This window comes from Pseudochryseolinea flava, from assembly GCF_003286915.1.
Classification (GTDB): domain Bacteria; phylum Bacteroidota; class Bacteroidia; order Cytophagales; family Cyclobacteriaceae; genus Ohtaekwangia; species Ohtaekwangia flava.
This window is the reverse complement of the sequence record NZ_QMFY01000019.1, coordinates 67,833-90,371: the sequence shown is the minus strand read 5'-3', so window position 1 is coordinate 90,371 and position 22,539 is coordinate 67,833. Positions and strand designations below refer to the sequence as shown.

General features: G+C 43.2%; 13 protein-coding genes. 3 read left to right on the top strand and 10 right to left on the bottom strand.

Annotated elements, in window-relative coordinates; translation table 11 throughout:
• Positions 1–170 precede the first annotated feature (170 nt).
• Both DQQ10_RS24610 and DQQ10_RS24605 read right to left on the bottom strand, forming a co-directional pair.
• Complete coding sequence (locus DQQ10_RS24610; protein ID WP_112749601.1) at positions 171–2,510, bottom strand: glycoside hydrolase family 3 N-terminal domain-containing protein; 2,340 nt, start codon at positions 2,508–2,510, stop codon at positions 171–173.
• 234 nt (positions 2,511–2,744) lie between these two features.
• Complete coding sequence (locus tag DQQ10_RS24605; RefSeq protein ID WP_112749600.1) at positions 2,745–5,738, bottom strand: triple tyrosine motif-containing protein; 2,994 nt, start codon at positions 5,736–5,738, stop codon at positions 2,745–2,747.
• A gap of 177 nt (positions 5,739–5,915) precedes the next feature.
• Here DQQ10_RS24605 and DQQ10_RS24600 point away from each other — a divergent pair, with 177 nt between their 5' ends.
• Positions 5,916–8,726, top strand: coding sequence for a carbohydrate-binding protein (locus DQQ10_RS24600; RefSeq protein WP_112749599.1), 2,811 nt, complete (start codon positions 5,916–5,918; stop codon positions 8,724–8,726).
• On the opposite strand, the gene DQQ10_RS24595 is transcribed toward DQQ10_RS24600, so the two are convergent.
• The 4 genes from DQQ10_RS24595 to DQQ10_RS24580 all read right to left on the bottom strand — a co-directional run bounded on the left by DQQ10_RS24595 (position 8,727) and on the right by DQQ10_RS24580 (position 11,298).
• Positions 8,727–9,074, bottom strand: coding sequence for a hypothetical protein (locus tag DQQ10_RS24595; protein ID WP_112749598.1), 348 nt, complete (start codon positions 9,072–9,074; stop codon positions 8,727–8,729).
• Positions 9,075–9,322: 248 nt separating this feature from the next.
• Positions 9,323–9,838, bottom strand: coding sequence for a cupin domain-containing protein (locus tag DQQ10_RS24590; protein ID WP_112749597.1), 516 nt, complete (start codon positions 9,836–9,838; stop codon positions 9,323–9,325).
• 237 nt (positions 9,839–10,075) lie between these two features.
• Positions 10,076–10,201: a hypothetical protein gene (locus tag DQQ10_RS28335; protein ID WP_262511781.1), complete on the bottom strand. Its 126-nt coding sequence runs from the start codon at positions 10,199–10,201 to the stop codon at positions 10,076–10,078.
• On the bottom strand, positions 10,198–11,298 hold the full coding sequence (locus DQQ10_RS24580) for a glycoside hydrolase family 26 protein (RefSeq protein WP_165824113.1): 1,101 nt from the start codon (positions 11,296–11,298) through the stop codon (positions 10,198–10,200). Before DQQ10_RS24580 ends, DQQ10_RS28335 begins: the two co-directional genes overlap by 4 nt.
• Before the next feature lie 591 nt (positions 11,299–11,889).
• Here DQQ10_RS24580 and DQQ10_RS24575 point away from each other — a divergent pair.
• A complete protein-coding gene (locus tag DQQ10_RS24575; RefSeq protein ID WP_112749595.1) occupies positions 11,890–12,360 on the top strand; it encodes an FKBP-type peptidyl-prolyl cis-trans isomerase in 471 nt (156 codons plus the stop codon).
• Between the two features lie 71 nt (positions 12,361–12,431).
• Here DQQ10_RS24575 and DQQ10_RS24570 read toward each other — a convergent pair whose 3' ends face one another.
• Together DQQ10_RS24570 and DQQ10_RS24565 are read right to left on the bottom strand one after the other, a co-directional pair.
• Complete coding sequence (locus DQQ10_RS24570) at positions 12,432–12,779, bottom strand: MmcQ/YjbR family DNA-binding protein (protein ID WP_112749594.1); 348 nt, start codon at positions 12,777–12,779, stop codon at positions 12,432–12,434.
• Between the two features lie 7 nt (positions 12,780–12,786).
• Positions 12,787–13,638 (bottom strand): polysaccharide deacetylase family protein, encoded by an 852-nt coding sequence (locus tag DQQ10_RS24565; RefSeq protein WP_112749593.1) that lies wholly within the window; start codon positions 13,636–13,638, stop codon positions 12,787–12,789.
• Positions 13,639–13,751: 113 nt separating this feature from the next.
• Between DQQ10_RS24565 and DQQ10_RS24560 the strand changes: the two genes are divergently transcribed.
• The gene (locus DQQ10_RS24560) at positions 13,752–14,111 is read left to right on the top strand and encodes a hypothetical protein (RefSeq protein ID WP_133259757.1); all 360 of its coding nucleotides are present in this window, start codon (positions 13,752–13,754) and stop codon (positions 14,109–14,111) included.
• Positions 14,112–14,113: 2 nt separating this feature from the next.
• Here DQQ10_RS24560 and porU2 read toward each other — a convergent pair whose 3' ends face one another.
• The gene (gene porU2, locus DQQ10_RS24555) at positions 14,114–19,018 is read right to left on the bottom strand and encodes a putative type IX secretion system sortase PorU2 (RefSeq protein WP_112749591.1); all 4,905 of its coding nucleotides are present in this window, start codon (positions 19,016–19,018) and stop codon (positions 14,114–14,116) included.
• Positions 19,019–19,307: 289 nt separating this feature from the next.
• Entirely contained in the window at positions 19,308–22,397 is a 3,090-nt protein-coding gene (locus DQQ10_RS24550) for a choice-of-anchor tandem repeat GloVer-containing protein (protein WP_112749590.1), read from the bottom strand.
• Positions 22,398–22,539 lie beyond the last annotated feature (142 nt).

Sequence of the window (22,539 nt, the reverse complement as noted above, 5' to 3'; positions counted from 1 at the left end):
TAAAGACTACTTTTGTTTTAGTACACACAAGCAAGATAACGACTTGCAACTAGAAGAGGACTCACGTTCTCTTCTTTTTTTTTATCCATACACAAAAGAAGAGGCTGCCCTTTTGAGACAGCCTCTTCCTGTAAACTAGGGACCCGTAAAATAACGAGGCGTTCTACACGCTAGAGGCGCGTTTTCACTTCGTTAAAAGCTTTCGTTTCCGTTACGTTAAAGTTGGCTTTCTGCTTGTCAATGTTGATTTCAAACTCACCAGCTTCAACTGTCCAGCGTAGATCAGTTGCAACGAATGCAATGTCGCGGCCAGTAATCTTAAACACTACGTCCCGGGACTCACCTGCTTTCAAGTTAATTTTCTCGAAGCCACGAAGTCTTTTCATGTCGGGCGTTACGGAAGCATACTTGTCAGAAATGTAAAGCTGCACAGCTTCTTTACCTTCAACCGTTCCTGTATTCTTCACGTTCACGGTAATGGTAAGTTCTTCGCTTGCGTTGATAGAAGTTTTGCTTACACGAAGATTGGAATACTCGAATGTTGTGTAGCTTAAACCAAATCCGAAGGGGTATTGTACAGCAAAGTCTGAAGCATAGTCATACATCCCAGCCATCTTCACTTGTTCTTCTGATGGTTTGTGATCATACGTTACCAATGTGTTGGCATACATCGGATACGTGTATGGAAGTTTTCCGCTTGGATTCACATCACCGAAAAGAATATCAGCAAGCGCATCTCCGCCAAAATTACCTGGAAGATACAATTGAACCACCGCAGCCATATCTTGTTCAATGTCGCGAATGAGACGAGGACGACCTTCATTCAACACAAGGATTGTTGGCTTACCGGTTTTTGCAAGCGCCTTAGCAAGGTTGATTTGATTGAGTGATAACGTAAGGTCATGCAAGTCGCCAGGTTTTTCAGTGTAAGTATTTTCACCAAGCGCAAGAACGATATAGTCAACACCGGCAGCAGCTTTTACAGCAGCATCGATATCGACATCTTTCTCCTCATAATATTTTCCTTGCTCGTTGTAAGCAACACCCTGCGCAAACACAACTTTATCTTTTCCAAGCTCTTTCTGAAGGGCTTCTAAAATGGTATTGTATTTCGTTGCAAACTCTTCAACTTTTTCGCCTTGCCAGGAGTATGACCAACCACCATTCAGTGACCGCATTGAATTTGCATTTGGTCCCGCTACCAGCACTTTCACATCTTTCTTCACGGGAAGAATGTTATTCTTATTTTTCAAAAGTGTGATTGATTCTGCAGCTGCATCGTAAGAAACTTTTTCGTACGCTGCACTACCGAATTCTGTATAGTCCTTATAGTTCGTGACTGGTTTATCGAACAAACCGAGTTCATACTTTAGCGTGAGAATTCTGCGAACGGCATCGTCGATCCTTGACATTGGCACAGCGCCTTCTTTCACAAGCTCAACAAGGTAATCGCAAAAACGAAAGTTGTAAGGGATCATCGACATATCGACACCTGCGTTAATGGCTAGCTTCACGGCTTCTTTATGAGACGAAGCAACTTTATCGCGGTTATGAAGATTTTCGATATCAGCCCAGTCTGTAACAACTACACCTTTAAATCCAATCTCTTCCTTCAATAAAGTTGTAAGAAGATATTTGTTTGCATGCACTGGCACACCATTGATGATTCCAGAATTGACCATCAGTGAATGTGCACCGGCATCAATGGCGGCTTTGAACGAAGGAAGATGGCGCTCACGAAGTTCCATTTCAGAAATGTAAACGGGTGTGCGATCTTTTCCCGAGTTGGGTACCGAGTATCCAAAAAAATGCTTCACCGTAGCGGCTACCTTTTTTGTATTCTTTACATTATTATCATCGCCTTCATAGCCATCAATAACTTGCTTGCCCATTTCCGATGCGAGGTATACATCTTCGCCGAAAGTTTCCCACATGCGTGGAAAGCGAGGATCACGGCCAAGATCGAGCACGGGTGAAAAATTCCAAGGAATGGATGAGGCGCGTGTTTCGTACGCGCAGATTTCCGAGCCACGCTTCACGATAGCTCTATTGAATGTTGCGGCCAAGCCAATCTCCTGTGGAAACATCGTTGCCCCTGCAGTATAAGTTGTTCCGTGATTGGCATCAACGCCATAAATCACAGGAATTTTTAGTCTGGATTCCTTCATCGCCACTTCTTGAAGTTGGCTGATGAGTTCATGCCATTTCTCAGGTGTGCGTGCGCGGTTATTGGCCGTGTTGAGAATCGATCCAACCTTGTACTCAAGAAGCGCTTTCCGTACGAGATTCGGGTCGAGTGTGACGGGTTCGTCGCTCACATACTCATTGGGGCCTTTCGTAATGACATCGAGTGTGACCTGTGCCATTTGTCCGACTTTCTCTTCCAACGTCATTTTAGAAAGCAGGTCATCAACCTTCACTTTGGTCGTGTCGGAATGAGGAACAGGAATCGAAGAAGGGAAGACAATTGCTGCCGCCACGAGGGCGACGGTAACATAAAAACGTTTCATGGGATGAATTGTGGTTATTAGCGTCTAGCTGATATTTGGTAAAAACGATCTGTAAATTCGAAGAATGAGTCGTAAAAGTAAATTGTGTCGCTATTGAAACCGAGAAAAACGACTACGGCAAAAGTACCACACGCGAAAATTATACTACATCATTAGTACGCCACCCCATGGGTATGCTGTCATATGATTTTTTTTGTGCCTCACCACCAAGTTGATAACGGCGCGTAACATCGGTTACATCTGCAAATCCTTTTCATCGCCATCAAAGCCATGAGAATCTGCTGATGACGACGACAATTTGTCAAGAAAACCGGCCATATCTTCCTCATGATTTAAACTAAGTCGCTTCCGAAGTCGATAGCGGGCAGTCTCAACGCCGCGAACAGAAATATTGAGTATGGAAGCAATTTCTTTGTTCGTGAGATTCATACGCACAAAAGCACAGAGACGAAGTTCCTTTTGGCTTAAATCAGGAAAACTTGTTTTTAATTCCGCAAAAAATTCATGGTGAACACGTTCAAAATTGGACTCAAAAACTTGTAAATGCTCCTCATCAGCCAAATTGAAATTTATCTTTTTGACAAGCTCCCGAAGTTTGTGACGGGACGTATCATTCTTCACCGCCTCCTTAATATCCTTGAGCTCATCCTGAATGTCTGCCAGTAACTCGCGTTTTTTAACCAACAGCATGGTGTAGTTTGCAAGCTCCTTGCTTTTGTGAATAACATCCTCTTCGAGTAAATCTTTGTCTTTCTTAATCTCTTCTTTTTCCTGTTCCAGCTTAAATCGCTCAAGCTCAAGCTCCAGCACTTTTCTTTTCTCGTGTTCTTCCGCCCGTGTCTTTTCGCGCTCACGACGGATCTTGCGTCGCACCCAACCCACAATCAGGAAAATGGCCAGTCCACCAAGTATTAAATAAAAAATATAAGCCCAGGTCGTTTGATACCATACCGGAAGAATTTCGAGAAAATATTTTGCCTCCGCAGCGCTCTCACCCAGTAAGCTGCGTGCCTTCACACGAAACACGTATCTCCCTGGCGCCAACATACTATACTCTTTCGTTGCCTCATCTTGCCACTCCGACCATTTATCGTCGACATTTTCCAATAAATAACTATACTGCACATTCAGACGATCTTGAAATCCAGGCGCCGAAAAATCTAGTGTGACGCCACTCGTTTTGTATGGAAGTTTCTGACTGTTCTGGGAATCCGTCGCAAGCGTGCAAAAAATTGGTCCTGTATCTGATCTATAACGCACAGCATTGATGACAGTTTTAGCAGGCCTCCTCGCGGCGTCATAATTCAAGTCGAAGGCATACAAACCCGTGTTTGTCCCCATTAACACGGTATTGGCGTCAACGGGAGCGATGCATTCCATACTTTCATTAAACGACCCCTTCAATTGTAGAAACAATCCTTTTTGCAGCTTTGGATCTTCGTCGTTCGAGATAAAATATCCAACCTCGTTGTCGTGCGCAAACCAAGTTTTATCGCCGTATTGTAAAATTTTTCGAACGTTAAGTTTCGTACCAAAAACCCTGGTCAAAAAAACATGAGGCTTAAATTTATTTTCAGGGGCGTTGTAGGTGAAAATACCTTGATTAGTGGTAAAGACGATTTCGCGATTCCACCGAAAGACGTTTACATTAAATGGCGAAGGAAGCCCATTCTGATCTTTATAGTGTTCAACACTTAAGATGCGCTTATACTGCCCATCAATCTTGATTCGAAACACACCCTTATAGCCGTGGCACACCCAAAAAATACCAGCATCATCGCTCTCTACAATATCTCGACTTGATTCGATAAAACCCTCAAGCTTATGTTTGATTTCAAACCCACGTTTTGCATCATAGGTCATTAACCAAAGTCCTTCGTAAGTACATACCAAATAGTAATTATTTCGCTCAGTAACCTTCAGTATTTTCCACACGCCTCTTACATCACCAACTTTGTAAAATGTTTTCCCTTTGATAACAAAAACGCCGCGATCGTGACTAGCCACTACGTGACCTTCATAATATTGAAACGACCAACCTTGTCCATCAAGTCCGGCAATTTTCTCAAAATCAGAAGTTGTAAGCAGCGGATTTTTTTCGATACCGCGCGAGATGAAAATACCCTGATTGGTCGCCAAGTAAATCCTATCATCTTTCAAGGTTGCGTCATAAATCGATGCGTTCTCAAACAACGTGGTTACAGGCGCTTTCACGTCAATACAATCCAAACCATTGTTTAACAACACCCAAATATTTCCTTCAATACTTTCGAAAAGATTCAGAACGGTGTTGTCCTGCAAGTTGTAAAATGCTTCGGTATTGTTCAGCATGCCTGCGCCGTCTAACGAAATTACTTTTTTCCCCAATGTACCGAGATAGTAATTTCCTGTTGATGCTTTGATTGCACAGGTGATTAAATTCGTTGACGATATGGGTATCACCTTTTTCCAAAACGCAAGACGGCGCGTGTTGATCTGGTATCGGTAAAATGATCCCGGCTTCGTGATAATGAGTAATTCATCCTGCTGAATTCCTGGAAGTAGAGACACAATCTCTTCGCCATTAATTTCGTTCGATCGAACAAGCAAAGAAACATCGAGCGAATTAAGATCCACGCTTTTCAATCCTTCGCTATCGGTAGCGTAAAGTCTATCTTGTATAACCGTGCTGTAGCTAAATTTACTCGCCGACGGCAATGTTATTGCTTTATTATTAGCAATCGCAATCAACATGCTATAGGTTCGAAATACAATATGACCCTGAACCTCATGGATCTGCCAGACATTTTCAATGTTTCTATCTTCAGATCGTAACAAGTTGATTAACGAGGTGTATTGATACTTCCCAAATTCGTCGCGTGAGATTGTTCCTAATTCATTAAAACCTCCGGCGAATATTTTGCCCTCGAAACTTACCATCAGGCTGCGTATGGAGGAATTGTTCGGAAGATTAACACCACGCCACTGCTCGCCATCAAAGATTTGTGCACCGTCGTTATTTCCGAAATAGAGTACGCCTTCATTATCCTGGCACATCGTCCAGAATTGTGAATCGCTATTGAATTCTTTTTTGGAGTAATGTGTAATCCTAGGCGTGCCTTGAATGCGCGACGTATCTTGAACATTTGTACGGGCCGCACCATCGAACCGCAAAAAAATCATCGCAAACAATAAAAACATTAGGCTCCAGGGCATCATTGTATTTGCCGTCGCTCTGTTCAGACTCATCGCTTCTTAAATTATTGACTATCAATACGAACTAGGTGCCTGAAGTACCTAAGGCGTATGACCCGTTTTTTGGTGAAGTATATTAGATGTATTTATCGTTTGTAATATTAAGCAAATCAAAGGATATACTTGGTATTCGGAATCGATTGAAACCATACCAACCTAATCCATTTATCAATGAAGAAACCTTTACCGATTTCCTCAGGGCATTGCCTGAAAACACCGACCTGTTCTACTTTTAGTATCATTTTTACACTCACCATGTTGTTTTCATTTCCGCTAATATCAAACGGTCAATACTTGCACCGTAGCGGAAAGAAAATTGTCGATGGTGATGGTAAAGAGATCATCTTGCGCGGTATGGGACTGGGGGGATGGATGCTCCAAGAAGGATACATGCTTGAAACAAGTGCGTTTGCAAACCCGCAACACGAAATTCGCGAACGCATTGTCGATGTTGTCGGCGAAGCGAACACCGTTGAATTTTATGATGCTTGGCTTGCCAATCACGTAACGGAACGCGACATCGATTCACTTGCAGCATGGGGATTTAACTCCGTGCGCCTTCCCATGCATTACAACCTGTATACACTTCCCATCGAAGCAGAGCCAGTAGCTGGCCAGAACACATGGCTAACAAAAGGTTTCGAACTGACAGACAAACTCCTGCAGTGGTGCGAAAAAAATGAAATGTATTTGATCCTCGATCTTCATGCCGCACCTGGCGGACAAGGAAAAGACGCTGGAATTTCTGACTACGATAAAGACAAACCGTCGCTCTGGGAAAGTGAAGCTAACAAACAAAAGACCATTGCCCTCTGGAAAAAATTGGCTGAACGCTACGCTACAAAAAAATGGATTGGCGGTTACGACCTGATCAACGAAACGAACTGGGCGTTTACCGGCGATAACATTAATGGCTGCAATGAATCGACAAACGTTCCACTTCGAACTTTACTCATCGCCATCACGAATGCCATCAGAGAAGTAGATGCCAATCACCTCATCTTCATTGAAGGCAATTGCTGGGCGAATAATCACAATGGCTTATGGCCGCGTTGGGATGAAAACATAGCTGCCAGTTTCCATAAGTATTGGAACTACAATGATCAAGGTTCTATCCAAGGACTGCTCAACCTTCGCGATGCGCAAGACGTTCCGCTTTGGATGGGCGAAAGCGGTGAAAACTCAAATACGTGGTTTACCAACGCCATCAAACTTCTCGAGGAAAACCATATCGGTTGGTCGTGGTGGCCATTGAAAAAAGTAGGTGGCGTGAACAGTTCCTTTTCAGTAGAAAAAAAGAGCGGCTATTCTGCGTTGCTATCGTATTGGCAGACGGGTTCAGGGAAACCTTCTGTCGCCGTAGCAAAAGCATCGTTGATGGAATTGGCGGAAGGATTAAAAATCGATAACACGCTTTATCGAAAAGATATTGCTGATGCAATGATTCGTCAAGTGAACACAACAGCAACCATTCCCTACACACACCACGTGGCACCAGGCGTTGTTCCTGCTACGGATTTTGATCTTGGTAGAAATAATTTCGCATATGCCGATAAAGATACGGCGAACTATCATGTCGCTACGCAAACGTACACAGCATGGAATACTGGCTGGGCGTATAGAAATGATGGTGTTGATATTCAACCCACGGACGACAAGCATGCTGACGCAAACGGTTACAACATCGGCTGGACAGAAGATGGCGAATGGATGCAATACACTATTGATGTTGACTCAAACGCAGGTTACAACGTTGTTATCCGTTATGCTGCAGCATCTGGCAACTCACAAATTCAACTCACCACAAATGGTAATGTAAGTTCTAGCGTTATCACACTACCAAGTACAGGAGGATATTCAACTTATCAAGACGCAACAATTTCTGATATCATTCTTCCTGAAGGCTTTCAGAAAATAAGACTCAAGTTTATTAAAGGCGGCGCAAACCTGAGCTTCTTGAAATTTGTGTTAAGCAAAAAAGTAAGCGACGTCGCTTTCCTCGCACTCACTGGCGAGTCCGACAATACCCTTGGAAATTCCATTACGTTAACGCTAAATAAAAAAGTTGATGCGTCTACGCTCACTAATGGAACAGGATTTACGGTAAAAATCAATGGCAACACAGCAACAATTCAATCCATAACCGACGTAGGAAATAACCGTATCAAAATTACACTCGATCAAACTTTCACGGATGCCGACAATTTGCGTGTGAGTTATAATAGCGATGTTGTGAAATCAGAAGATGCAAAGTTGTTAAATCATTTCACCGACCTTTCGATTACCAACGCTCTGCCTTTTCATTTTGCAATACCGACACGAATTGAAGCTGAGCGATTCACGGTAAATAACGGATTACAACTCGAAACGACGACTGACACAGGCGGTGGTCAAAATTTGGGCTACACAAACGTAAACGACTATGTTGAATATAGAATACGTGTTGCAGAGACTGGCCACTACCCGTTAAAAGTTCGCGTTGCTAGCAATGGCGCTGCGGGAAAATTAAAGTTTACGCAACATAATTCTACCGGAGCTGAGCTAAATAGCGTAACCGTAAACATGCCCGTTACCGGGGGATGGCAATCGTGGACAACTGTAAATGCTATGATGGATCTTGAAGCGGGAACAAGTATACTCCGTGTCAGTGTACTACAACCTGAATTTAACTTGAACTGGTACGAATTCGGGGAGCCTGATGTCATTAGTAGCAACGAAGAAAAAACAGGTTCATTGAATCTATTTCCGAATCCAACATCAGGCGAACTGTATATAGATTTCCCGAAAGAAGCATACAGCCTGAAGAATTCGCTAATCATCAGATCTATCGCAGGCACTTCCGTGCGGAATCTGGAACAGTTGTCTTATGAAAATTTTACAAGACAAAATGTAGCAGACCTTTCCGCTGGACTGTACATCGTAGAATTCAGCATGAATGGGAAGACATTTAGAAGTAAAGTGATTTTGACGAAAGACAAATAATCAAAACATGTATTTCAGAAATATTTTCTGAATTTCCTTAAAGAACAGGTCGGGGTTGATGTCTACATGATGAACAGACACTCCGGCCTGTTTTATTTGATCGACTAATATCGAATAATGCTCAAGATCCAACGGCGTGTCTAACATCAATTTGAGCTCATCACGGATAGCAATCACTTTGGGAGATTCAACATCATTCAGATGATATCGATCCGCGTAATAAGACCGGATATTTCTTTCATCCAGAAAGTCTTTAATAATATCATTTCTATTGTGGCGTAGGACATCTACAATTTCGTTGTAGGCGGCAGTTTGGACGCTTGCGGTAATTGAGCCGATTTGTTCCATGATTAGTAGCTTAGGCGATCAACACAAAAAAATGTATACCCTTACTTTTCCAGAAAGATCGGTGCGGGAATTCCTCAATACATGTGTTTGTCATGAAAGATGCGGCGTAATGTCACGACGCCCGGTTGGCGTTATGCCAGAGGCGATTGCAATAACGGGGATCGGAAGCGGTACATCGGCGTACTGCGCGAAAATGGCTAAATGCATTTAGCAAAAATCCATGAGTACGCCGTCGTACCAGCACTTTCCTATCTGCCGAAATCATCTTGAACACGCACGATATCATCTTCATCCGACGGACGTGATGCATCTGTATGTTGCCAAATTTCTGAAATCATCCCCCAGCCAGCAAGGCCAATCAAACGATGACGCTGTCCTTGACGAAGTCTAATAATTTCTCCGATGGTCAATTTTTCGACTGCACCTTCTTCATCCGTGTCGCTGCGAACGATTCCAGCTTCACCAGCAACGAGCTTCCAGATTTCCGCACGACGGTGGTGATACTGCCATGACAATCTGCGCTCAGGCTGCACCATCAAAATCTTTGGACTCAATTTTCCACTAATCTTCAGGTCACTCACATTAATGCCTGGGAAGAAATTTTTAGCAAATTCCTGCGCTTGAGTCTCATCAATAACGAAAAAACCGCCCCATGGTCTTTCGAAATCCTTTGCAACGACCTTCAGCCCAAGGCTGTCGAGGTATTGCTGCACTTTGTTGAAAGTCTCAGCTTTAGAGTCCGCTTTTGAAAACGTAAGGCTCATAAATAATTGTTACTTGGTTTGTTTTAACTTTTGCGGCGGAAAGATAACAGTAACTTTTATTTCATCACAACCTCCGCATTATTTCCAACGCAGCGCGACCATTGTGGTAGGGGCCATAGCCAAGGAATCCAAACGCTCTTGACACCATATACGAACAGTAACGTGACCATCCACATGGTACCAGAAATATCAAACATGCCTGATACATTGGAAAGCCCAAGCATATACCACGGAAGTTTATTCCCACCGAGAAAAATACGATTTGATGTTTTTAGCGGCTTGCTTTTTCATCACAAAGCCGATCACAAGCACCGCTATAATGTAAAATGCAACAATCGAGATGTCGAGGATACTTAACTTCATTTCAATAGAGGTTTATCATTTTTGTAGAGGTTTTGAATATCTACCTCGAACAAACTGTAAGGGTCGTTGTAAAACTTAAGAAAATCAGGAACCGCGCTATGACCAGGATATGGCGCATAATGATGTGTTGTGTTCGCATTACGCCAAACCATGAAGTACGCAAGCTGAATATCCGAATTACTTTTTATTGGGTTGAGAATCACTTCGGTAAACCACGTGGCATTTTTTATTCCCTCCATTCCTGTTTCGGTCAGTGCCGCCATCTTATTTTTCTCCTTCGCAATGGAAGAAACTAACTTTAATACCGTCACTAAATCGGCACGTTGTTCATCAACAGATTTTGTATTCCACGCGACACCTACGTCCATGTAATTATCTAAACCAATCACATCAACATAGTCATCGCCTGGATAACCGTAGAGGTAATCTTTTTTCCCATCGTTTAAGTTGATCCGACTTCTATCGGGAGAGAAAGCATAGATCAGGTGATGAAGGTTTCTTGTATTCTTTAAATAGTCGACAGTGAATCGCCAAAGTTGAATGTATTCCTCTTCCGTACAGTTTCCTTTACCCCACCAAAACCAATCGCCATTGTGTTCGTGGAATGGCCTGAAGATAATTGGACCTTTCGACTTCGCTAAAAAATCAGCGACATATCCAAGTTGCCGAACATACGCTGCATGTCCAGCGGCACCAGGAAGCAAATCTTTAACAACAGGCGTTTTGTTCCAAGCATCAACACCCGTCACCGGATTATCAGCATGCCATGAAATTGTATTTACACCGCCGCGCTTGTAAGCCTCATCCATCCACTTCAGCATATCAGAAAACTTCACACCGTCTACGTTCGTTTCTTGACCTTCATTTCCAACATCCCATCCATGCACGGCTGCAAAAGATCCACTCACTAGCTTTATGTCAGACGTACCGGGTAGTTCTTTCCAACCTACGCCATACGCTTCACTCTCTTGGTGCCCGAACAAAATTCCCTTCTGCGAGATCTTCACAAGATTGACGAATAGCGCTTTCGTTTCTTTCGTTGCCTTTTTATCAATCAATGCTTGCGGATACCCAACATGCGTTGCAAGGGTGATCATTAAAAAAGTGATTAAGGTTTTCACAGTCGTTATCATGGCGTAATTCTTTTATTCTCACATTTACCTCTACAACTTTTAAAGGTCATGAGCTATCCACTAAGATAGCTTGATTCTCGTGGCCCTCCATTCCGTTGCATACTACTACTTTTCTTATCGTTCCTACCCCAAGTATTTGATCGAAAAAAATAAGGTTTAAAGTTTTGGTTTTTCATCTACATCAAGGAAAGACTATTCGTCCAAAACCCAAAGACATTTGTGTCGTGTGAAAACAAAGTGCGTAAAAATCTCAAAAAATGAGGTTTTGCAATGGTGCTCAGACCTAAAACGGACGGAGAGAAAACATTCCGGGACGAGCGGACAAATTATGATCCGGAGCTGGACGATCTGCGTGATTAACAAAGTGGCATGTGAATTTCGGGCTACAATCCGAACGGGCGTTGTTTATAGGCTGAAAACTCACAACTGAACCAGTGCATTACTTAGCATTTTGTGATCAAAAGTCTACCTTTGGCCCTTTAACCCAGAGTCAGCTTTTGCGCGCTGTTTCCAGTCACAACCACTGCCTCGTATTTATTAATTAAAAGAAAGTTTATGCAAATCACTAAAAACAAAGTTGCAGCCATTCACTACACACTTCGCGATAATAACGGGAAAGTTATCGATACAAGTGACGGACGGGAACCGCTTCACTACCTTCATGGCGCCGGTAATCTTATTCTCGGCATGGAAGAAGGACTTGAAGGCAAAAAGAAAGGCGACAAATTTCAATTGAAAATAGAACCGGCTAAAGGGTATGGTGAAAAAGATCCTTCAATGGTTCAAAAAGTGCCGCGCAGCGCTTTCGGTGGACAAGAAGTTAAACCTGGAATGAAGTTCTCTACGAATCATGGGAACGTAGTGACAGTAACCCATGTTGGCCTTGAAGAAATTACTGTTGATGCCAATCACGAACTTGCTGGCGTTGAATTGAATTTCGATGTTGAAGTGATGGAAGTGAGAGATGCTAGTGCTGAAGAAGTATCGCACGGGCATGTACATGGCGCTGGTGGACATCACCACTAAGATAAGTTACGATTATATTAAAAGGGGATTTCGTCATCCCCTTTTTTTATGAACGCGATGTCAATACCATATCAACCGATACCGAGTTCACCACGCAACTTTTTTGACAACTTTGCCGCAATAAGTTCATGAGATTGTCGAACAAACACTTCCATTTCTTTCACCTTTATCTTAGAAGTATCGTTTACAAGCACCCATTTATTGCGCGCAAGGTAAGGTGCGGGTTCGAAGCCTATGCGTGACGACACTTCGTCAAACATTTCATAGGTCACCTTAAATGAAAAAGTCAAAGGTGACTCCATTGACGCAACACAAAACATTTTGGCGCCGACGCTAAAACATAAATCGTGTCCCCACTTAATGTCTTCCGTTGCACCAGGCAAGGAAAGACAAAACATTCGTAATCTTTCCAATTCCATAGTCTTACTATTCTGTTAGCTGTTTATAACTAATCAATTCAATCCCCAACTGCTTAATCGTTGCTTTCACACGCGTGTCTGTCCATGCATCGGTTACACCTTGACGATCAACAGCAACATTTTCGTATCCGATATGATGAATAGCACGAAGCTCTGGCGTATCAAACGCAGGATGATCCACAAACAAATAGGTCTTTCCGTTTTTCAACGATTGCAACATTTTGATTATGCTACTTACTTTTTCTTCCGAGGTATTCTTCGGGCCCGCATAACTAACGTATTCAACATCATACGCTTCTGGGTCAATATCAATCTTATATTCCTTTGCCAATTTCGTCATTACAGCTTCCACTTCGGGTGTCATGTGGTAGCATCCCATATGCGCCGACACATGGCTTACCTGCGGAATTTTCTTCAACCCCAATTCGATCTGCGCACGAAACTCTTTTTCAATATCTTCAATACGCCACTTATTTTCTTTCAGCGCCTGGCCAGGGTAATTTGTATTGGAATGAATAAACGGAAAAAAATATCCGTCTTCATTTGTAAGACTTGGCACGTTCGCAACGGGGCGATATTTCACGTTATCCCATTCGCTGGTAAGGGCAATATGAATCCCTACATCAACACGCGGATTATCTTTCAACATTTGCACGGCTTCCGGAAACCACGGCGATGGAACGATGACTTCGATCGATGTTTCAATACCGTCCTTAAAACATTTTATAAGCGCTTCATTCCCGGCATGTGAAAAACCCATATCATCACCCCTCACGATAAGACGCGCGGGTTTCGTGGACTGCGTACAAGCCGTTATTGACAAACAAAGGCTTGCCATCATGAATACTATTTTTTTCATGATCGAAAATACTTTAATTCATGAATACGCCATGCTTGCTACAACTTTTTCCGCGTTGCCGTTGTCTAATATGCATGAAAACAGTTAGCTCCCCCCTACTTTACCTTATGCTTATGTTAGGATTCGTTTGTGGCTGTGGCCCCTGCGACGATGACGCCGACCACCTGACCAGTAAGGAATCTGCAAAAAAAAGAATTGCTTCGTTGTGTGGCGTTCCTGCCAATGACCCATCGTTAGATTGGGTTGATGAGATGCTAAGACAAGCCGACGGTCCAACCCTCAGAGGAAAGATATATGCTTTCAAATACAGCGGTGGTGTCGCAATAACACACCAAGCTGACGTTATGAGTTGCTTACCTTGCAACGTACGAGATTGCAGTGGTGCTGAAATCCAACTCAACAATGAAATATCCCAAGAACTCGTTAGTGGAATGAAGTCGAAAAATGTGATTTACAATACCAGTGGTTTGTAGATCTAACGCACGATAACAACCTTAAGGTTCTTTTGATATTCTTTTCCGTTTAACGCGAAGAACATTTTACAAATGTAAACGCCACTACGCACGGCGCTTCCTGAGGCATCTGTACCATTCCATATCCAGCGATTTGTTCCAATGTAAAGGGAGCTTGCAGAGAAAGTTCTCACCATCTTGCCATTCACGTCCACAATCTCCAATCGACCATCAACAGGCTCGCCAGGTCCGTTAACCACAACACTGAAGCTAATTTCTCCAGACGAAGGATTGGGATATGGAGGTAAGAATGTTATCACTGTTTCGGACTGCACTACAAATCCAATCTTATAAGGCTCAACACCACTCGGGTTTCCTTGTGCGTCCTGGGCTTCAACCGTGAAAATGTAGTAACCATCAGCAAGATCAACCGGACGGTACTCAATCATGAAATCACTCGTGCTTGTCGCTGGGGACCATTTCACCTCGGCAGAATTCAAATCAACTTGCACGGGATCACATTCGAATTCATCGCACGGATACGTGATAAACATTCTCACACCCTCTAGGTTGTTCTTCAGGAAATTTCGGTTCTCATCCCATACACGCACAGCAATGAGCGGATTTCGAGAAACAAAATCACCTTCAATCAACCGTCTACCGTCTACAGTAACATCCATCACAGGATGAAAAAAATCCTGCTCTACATTAACATGCTTCACCAATGTAATCACATTGTTATCGAAATATTGTTCCGGTGTGATCCTAGGATTTACAAATACACCCACATCATTAAGGCCATCTTTGTTTTGTGTATTGATATTCACGACAAATTTGGTTGTATCACCAATCGCTGGTGATTTAATTCTCATCGTTTGTATTTCGCTTACAGTAGAACTATGATTGTACGACTCATACTTCACGGTCAATGAATCTGGGAAACTTCTTCCACCGATATTGATAAATCCATAGTTACCCTTCCATACGGCGCCTTCAGAAATGTTTTCTTGTGATCGTTCTCCCAAATAAGTCACGAGACCTTCTGGAACTGGTGTATAATAAACAATCCAGTGATTCAGTTGCGCTGGTGTAAGATTAAGCTCGTCCGTAGAATGGTAACGTACGCGCAAGTATGGATACTCCGTAGCATCAATGGTACTAAGGTCTTGATTATGCAACGCATCAGAAAAAAGTGTAGTACTTTCTCCATTAAGTTTGACGCCTTCAATACTGTAAGAAGCTTCATCTTGCAATTCTTTTGAATTTGACTTCTCTTGGAACAGTTGCCATGAAAGGGCGGGACCGATCAAAGGCGATGTCATCGTGCCTGATGAAAATCCGCCAGTAATTGTCTCGTTCACATTCAACTCCGATGTACTTGGCGAAGATGATACGCGATAAATTTTTGCTGTACCAGGCAATGATCCTTTCTTCCCAAGAATAACCACCGGCTCTCCATCGACTAGTGTCGATAATTGTGCGAGCGATATTCCAAAATCACTGAGTTTATCTTTGGCGTCTATAGGCCAGTTGCTAAAAGCCGCGTTGCCTATCGAGTACAGCACCACAGAGTCACCCGCGGCAATGTTGTTAACGTAAGCAACTAAATCGTCACCGTTCCCCGTCACCATTTCGCCTGGAACAAAGTTGTTAATAACCCAAGGTTCCCGACCACATGATCTTTCCAAGCGGTTGTACCATTTGAATGGAATCCCGATGTAAGGCGTCGTTGAATTTTTATCGAATGCGATTAGATTAAGAGAATTATCGCGACAGCCAAATGCGCCCCCTTCTTGCGTGTACAAGTTGAACTCTGTACCAGCAATCTTGACACTCACATCGCGATTTGTAGTAGGATGTGATGCCCCGAATGTTGTGATCGAAAGATCCGTTACAGTTGCCTCAAATGTAATCTTTCTGACATCATCGTTTAACAGAAGTCCCTCTGTTGCGTTGGTTGTATACTGTGGAAAATGTAACTGAGCCCAGCCATCATTTGCGTTATCAATTATTGAAAATGTCGATACTTCCCATGAATCATTTTCACCCGGTAGCGGCGCCGACAATTTCGTACGCCAATAATAAGCGACGGAATCTAACGGCAGTAATGACACGAGTTGTCTACCCAGAACCTTTGCAGCTACCTCAAAAGTTTTACGATACGGGCTATCAAATGTGGAAGCGGTATCAACCTCAAGCACAAATGTTCGCACATCAGACAAGGCGTCCGTGGTTTGCCATACCAAGGTTACGTCTTGTTCATGCACAATTGAAAAGTTTACAGGAAAGAGATTTTTTGTACCATTCAGCGGAATAAATAAATCGTGCGACGCCGTATTGTTAGCTTCATTCAATTCTTCGATCAAGTTATCCGCGTCAACAGTCACCGTAAAGGAGTTATTACCAAAGCTTCCAAAAGCATCGCGAATTACAACAGCGATTGTATCGCTGAATAAAACGGGGTCAACAATCGTATCGTAAACTATAGCACTACCATCATTCAACAAACGGGTGATCTCGATTCTAAATTTGTCCTCGGGTTTTGCAATACCAAAATTCTTCACCACAACGTTAACGTTGAACGAATCGGTAAGGGCCGTGATCGGCGATGCGTTGAAAGAAGAGAACGAAATGGTATTGTCGTCAACAGCCAAATCAGATTTCGATGTACCGAACAATGCCACAGCCGGATCACCAAGCAACACCATTTGCTGCACTTGTGTAACATTGGCCGGCGATGCTATTGCTGTCGTCATATATCGCCGTGCGGTCTCTCGCATAATATCCCCTACGCCTTTCGAAATAAATCCCAGATCGTTATAAGCAACACCATAAAAAGTATCGCCATATTTCCGCAGGTTATTTTCCAAGCCAAAATAGGTATGCGCGATAAATCCAATAGCACCCTTGTCTTTGGCCATAATCCAATCTTCACCAAACAAAAAATCATCAATGAAAAATGACCCAGCGTTACAACCATGAATCAACATCATAGGATATTTTCCTTTGTTGTCGTAGCCCATCACCGGGTTCGTTACATAACCAATGTCGAAGTCGAGTGTACTGGACGATGAGTGACCAAAGAATGTAACGAGACCCAATCCTGCATTGATCTCGTCAGCGATACTAATCAATTTGATATCACGTGAACGCTTTGCAATGGTTGACACGTTTCCGCCTAAGTAGTATGATCTTGCACGCGACTCGAAACCTTCAACATAATTCCTAAATCGTTCAGGTTCGCCTTCTTCAATTCCACCACTCAGGTGTAGTAAATTCTTTCGTCTCAAATCATTTTTCGGCAACGCTTCTGTCTCAATTACCTTGTTGAGGTAGTTGGCGACTTCAATAGAATTGGAGGCTGTGAGTCTGCCAGTAGGCACAGCGGGTTCATGCGTGCTTCCCGCTAGGCCAACCGTAAAATAATTATCCGACGAAGGATGCCCCGCCGATGGAATCAAGTCAGCATGGGTGGTGAATGCCCCCTGATCTCTATTGTAATCATAAAAGACTTCTAGTCCCTTGCCTATAATGAAAAAATAGCGCGGCACTTTTACAGCCGTCAGATATTTCATCAAGTTAAAAATGCCGACCGGTGAAAGTTCGCCATAGCCGAATTGATCATAGACATCTTGGATATTCAATGTAAGCGTATCATAACCTCCGCCTTCGGGAGAACTTCGATACGCTGCGTAAGCTTCAACTGGATCAGAATAACCAGAAGCAGGAACACGTAATACAGGGTGTGTCAGAATTACGTAATCATGATCTTCCGGATTGATTTGGCGGAATGTTACTTGATGAATAACAGGCGTAAGCGTCGAAGAAGATGCCAACACCCTTCTATTGCTCATGGTATTTCGAACAACAGCATTGAATGTCGTTGCCAACGTACCTTCTACACGCACAACGTCGTCGGGACTTGTAACGTCGAAGATTCGAACTCCTGGTGCTGGGTTCTGAATTTCTATGTACGATTTGTTCACAGGGTTCGTGAGAAGATTGAAAAATTTCTGTGGTGTTCCCGAAACATTAAAAGACTGCGGATAAATTACCCTCGCATAGCTGACGCTGATCCAATCAGAAACGTTCAGTGATTTTGCAGAAACGGTTAAGTTGCCCGACGCATCGATATCGCTCCATTCAATTGCAAAACTGGCCAATGTTGCATCGTAACCCGACGACGTAACATTACCGAGTACACGCATGCTTCCTCCGACAGATATTTCGGTGAGGTGATTATTTTCATTCCTTCCAACGAGCATAACTTCGAGTTGTGGTTTGCCCGCACCAACATCGCCGTTGGTCACACCCAAAACTTGATAGCTTCTTACTTGATTTTGGCTGATCAACGCACCCATCCAACCCTCACCTTTATCGAAAAAGGTCTGCTGCACATCAAGTCCATAAACGGCACCTGTTCCATATTGCTGGATCGTATGTCTAATCGGCTGGTTGAGGTGATGAGGTTCTGCTGTCAACGTTCCCTTACTCTCATTGTAAGAATCCATTCGTTTTCCTGGCGCGCTTCCGAAAGTCAAAAAGTACGCTGTCGTATCGCAGTAAAGATTGTAGAGCTTATGCGGTTGAGCGCTGGCAGGTTTGTATAGCTGAGCATCTAGCGTTCCATCGTTTCTTTGACCAAAGAAATCAATGAAATCACCTGCATCAAATTGTGCATCGTTTTCGCCCTGAACATATATTGCTTGCTCAACGCCTCGGTGAAATAAACGAAGTGTCGTCGGGTCAATAGCATTGACGGGTACACCAGCCGCCTGTAAATCGTTATACGTAAGACGATAGAGTCCATCTTGTGCCGTTTGAACCTTGTAATATGACTGACCAAAATCAATCCACTCGTTGCCAGTTTGCCCGTTCGCACAAGTGATTGCCGTAAAAAGGGTAAAAAATAATAGGACCTTCTTCATTCAGTCTATAAAGGTAATCGAACCTTCTAATGTTGACAAAGATACATACGAAGTAGCCTTATAAAGTAATAATGTATCGCTAGAAAAGCACGCGAAAATTGCAAAGTTTTTATACTGCAAATTTGGTCCCTATTGTAAAGGCGGTATTGACGAACAACAACATTGAATACGAATTCACAATCCGTAGCAATACTTGCGTATAACACCGTACTGTTATCTGGGCTATGATAAAAAAGAAGGGCGCCTTCGATAAAGCACCCTTCAAATCGTATTCAAGCTGCAGTGAACACTATTCTTTCACAAGGCGAACGATTTGTTTCTCGTCCTTTCCCTTAATGGTAAGGATGTAAACACCACGCGGAAGATTGTCGCCGAATATTTCACCATCTTTTAAATTGTTGTTTCGATAGACAACATTTCCTGATCCGTCCGATACAATAATTTCTTGGGACGCCCTTACATTTTTTAGCGTAAATGAATTTCTTGAGGGATTCGGAAAAACCTCGACAGAACGCTCAAGCGTTGCATCAAACGTAGTGGTGGCTGTGAATGAAATCACTGGGCCCCATTCGGAAGAAACATTTGACCTCGCGCGCGTAAAGTACTGCTCTCCTGGATACAAGTGGTTGACAAAAACACTTGGGTTTCCTGATGACGCAGTGGCCTCATACCAATCCACGATGGCATCCGAAAATGTCGGACTACTACAAACCTGCACTTGATAGTGTGTTGCACCTGGGAGGCCTTTTATTGTCATCGGTCCCACCACATACCCTGAAGTCGCGATGGAACCAAAGTCGCTACTGCCATCGGCGGGATCAATAACATACACATGCGCCGCTTCATCAGAAGTTGCAATGGTTGATACTGGTCCATATGCGGAAGACAAATTGGTACGCGCTCGAACGTGATAAAGCTTTCCATAATCTAATCCGACCGTTTCAAAATGAGCACTATCATTTTCGAGGGTTATCACGTTTCCATCAAACGCAGGTGACAAACTCAACGTTAAGTAATATCGACGCGCACCTTGAATTGGCGTTGCCGTAATCACGCTGTTGACTTCTATTGGTGTGTGATTGTCGACAGGATAGGTGACCGCGATATTACTACCAGTGACGGGCAGTGCCTGAAAGCTATACGTTGTTACGCCCAATGTTTGATATCCTGAGCCATCTTTGTTAATTCGAAAAACACCTTGCCCTCCTGTTGCAAACACAAATGAATTTTTAACAGCAATACTTCCTTTTGCATTCTTCCCACCGGTGTAATAGTAGTCCAACAATTTTTGAAAGCCTGTACCATCTTCTTCAATTTTGTAAAGCACACCAAAACCATTCTTTCCTCCCAACGTGGTTGAACCGAATAACGTACCATTACTATCCTGTACCAATGCTGTCTCCGGATTTTTTCCATATAAAGGGACGAAATTGTGTAGAATGGTGTATTGATCACCAGCGAGACTTACTTTAAAAATTACTCCGGCATTATTCGTTCCGCCGGCGCGCGTCGTGCCATAGAGAAAACCATCGCGACCATACAATAACTTTCCATACGGACGAATACCCGTGGTTGGCCCAGTGAAGGTAAAAACTTCTTCAAGACCACTAAGGTCGGCTTTTAGACGAAAGATAAAACCTTGATTGGATGCAATACCTCTTGTAACACCGTAAATACCTTGTGGCGTTTTTGTAAGATGCGCTGACCTAACTGCATTAAATGTTCCGGCCGGAGAAATACTTTCCATGCTTGATCCATCATATTTAAATTTCAAGATCGATGACATTTCACTTCCCATCACAGAATAACTCAAGCCGTAAAAGTAACCATCACCACCATCTGCCATGTACGCCGGATCAACGCCCATCATATTAAAAAGATCTTGATACAGAAACTGCTTTCCATCGGGTGTAATTTTCCACAGCGCACCATCTCCGTATTCAAGATTCGGATCGGTCGGGCCTAAAAAAACTTTCTCCCCGTTGGCAAGTTGTAAGAAATCAGAATAGATACTTTCCTGGTAAGCATGCACATCGCTGCCATCGTAGGCAATAGACTTCACAAACGTATCATCATGTAATTCAAGTCTGGTCGCTACCTGTAAAGATTTATTCGCAGTTGTGAACGATACGATCTCTCCATAGTATGGCCACAAGTCAGTTCGTGCACGTGTGTAGTACTTAGTTCCTGGTGTTAATGAAACATCAAAGTAGATCGATGTGTTCAACGGCAGATTTTGAACATTGCTTGAAAAGTCTGCCGTTGTGCTTATTTGCAATTGGTACAACTGAGCGCCAGAAAATTCTTGCAGTGCAAGCGTAAATTGTTGCGGCAATCCGACGGCGCCATCTTGAACGTTTGACACTTTCACGACATGTTGGAAATGCGGCGCGATCAATTGCATTTTCTGAGCATGCACCGTACTGATCGTTGCGAGCCAATCTCCAACTGCACTCACTTTGTAAATTCCGAACTCATCTGATATAATATAATTTCCGATCTCGTCTGTAACGGGAATATATCCCTTTGCAATAACGTCTAATAGTGTTTGATATTTACCTGTGGCATCACGCTTGGTAAGATTGGTTGAAGCGCGATCAAAGAGTTTTTCAAAACCAGAACCGTCGGTTTTTACTTTGTAGAATACACCTTTGTTATTCACGCCCCCTGACATCGTCACGCCAAACAAATAACCATTCGCGAACGTGAGCCTACCTACGGGACGCAACCCTTGCGCAGCAACATTAAAATCATATACGTGAATCGATGGAGATCCATAGCCACTAGCATCGGGTGCAATACGATAGATGAATCCATAATTATTTGAATCACCCTTACTCACGCCGTAAATCGTATCGTTCACTACTGTAAGCTGATATTCGCTTGAATAGTCAGTGCTCGGTTTTACAAAATAGGTTCTATCAGTAACACCATCGTAAGGAATGCTAACAACGCCGCGCCACTTCGACCACATCACATCGACGGAAGCGATAACAAGTCCAGACGAAGTTGCTCGTATCCCCGATGAAGAATGATCCTCCAAATAATCGAGGTTATAAATTTTGCGTAAGCCAGCGGGCCCTACCATGTTGACAGACCCTTGGTAGTTGTCATCATAACCATCACCCAACGATGTTGGAATGACAAAATGCCCCGTGTAGCCCGGAACATTTTCGACCACATCAAAGCCACTTACATATCGACCGAACTTTCGGTCGCCGAATTGCGAATTGCTGAAGACATCACCACCATTCAAATCCATCGAATGCAATACGCCGTGCACATCAGTCACCCAAAGTCGCTGCTGAGCTTCTAACGTAATAGACACAAACAATGCGCAGAATAGTGCGCATAGGGAGAGGGTTGTTTTTTTAAACATAGCTTTAAGGGTTTACAAAAAACGGTTGACAAAAAATTAGTAAACATCGATCGCTTGATCTAAGCGTAGATAGGTTGTCAAACTATGAGGGGGGCACAAAGAGCAAGAGCGTCGGCTAAACCGACGCTCTTAAAAAACTAAA

What these genes read in the sequence shown, in the direction of transcription:
- DQQ10_RS24600 (WP_112749599.1), top strand. Translation starts at nt 5,916, where the DNA reads ATGAAGAAACCTTTACCGATTTCCTCAGGGCATTGCCTGAAAACACCG.
- DQQ10_RS24590 (WP_112749597.1), bottom strand. Translation starts at nt 9,838, where the DNA reads ATGAGCCTTACGTTTTCAAAAGCGGACTCTAAAGCTGAGACTTTCAAC.
- DQQ10_RS24570 (WP_112749594.1), bottom strand. Translation starts at nt 12,779, where the DNA reads ATGGAATTGGAAAGATTACGAATGTTTTGTCTTTCCTTGCCTGGTGCA.
- DQQ10_RS24595 (WP_112749598.1), bottom strand. Translation starts at nt 9,074, where the DNA reads ATGGAACAAATCGGCTCAATTACCGCAAGCGTCCAAACTGCCGCCTAC.
- DQQ10_RS24575 (WP_112749595.1), top strand. Translation starts at nt 11,890, where the DNA reads ATGCAAATCACTAAAAACAAAGTTGCAGCCATTCACTACACACTTCGC.
- porU2 (WP_112749591.1), bottom strand. Translation starts at nt 19,018, where the DNA reads ATGAAGAAGGTCCTATTATTTTTTACCCTTTTTACGGCAATCACTTGT.
- DQQ10_RS24580 (WP_165824113.1), bottom strand. Translation starts at nt 11,298, where the DNA reads ATGATCACCCTTGCAACGCATGTTGGGTATCCGCAAGCATTGATTGAT.
- DQQ10_RS24560 (WP_133259757.1), top strand. Translation starts at nt 13,752, where the DNA reads ATGTTAGGATTCGTTTGTGGCTGTGGCCCCTGCGACGATGACGCCGAC.
- DQQ10_RS24610 (WP_112749601.1), bottom strand. Translation starts at nt 2,510, where the DNA reads ATGAAACGTTTTTATGTTACCGTCGCCCTCGTGGCGGCAGCAATTGTC.
- DQQ10_RS28335 (WP_262511781.1), bottom strand. Translation starts at nt 10,201, where the DNA reads ATGAAGTTAAGTATCCTCGACATCTCGATTGTTGCATTTTACATTATA.
- DQQ10_RS24565 (WP_112749593.1), bottom strand. Translation starts at nt 13,638, where the DNA reads ATGAAAAAAATAGTATTCATGATGGCAAGCCTTTGTTTGTCAATAACG.
- DQQ10_RS24550 (WP_112749590.1), bottom strand. Translation starts at nt 22,397, where the DNA reads ATGTTTAAAAAAACAACCCTCTCCCTATGCGCACTATTCTGCGCATTG.
- DQQ10_RS24605 (WP_112749600.1), bottom strand. Translation starts at nt 5,738, where the DNA reads ATGAGTCTGAACAGAGCGACGGCAAATACAATGATGCCCTGGAGCCTA.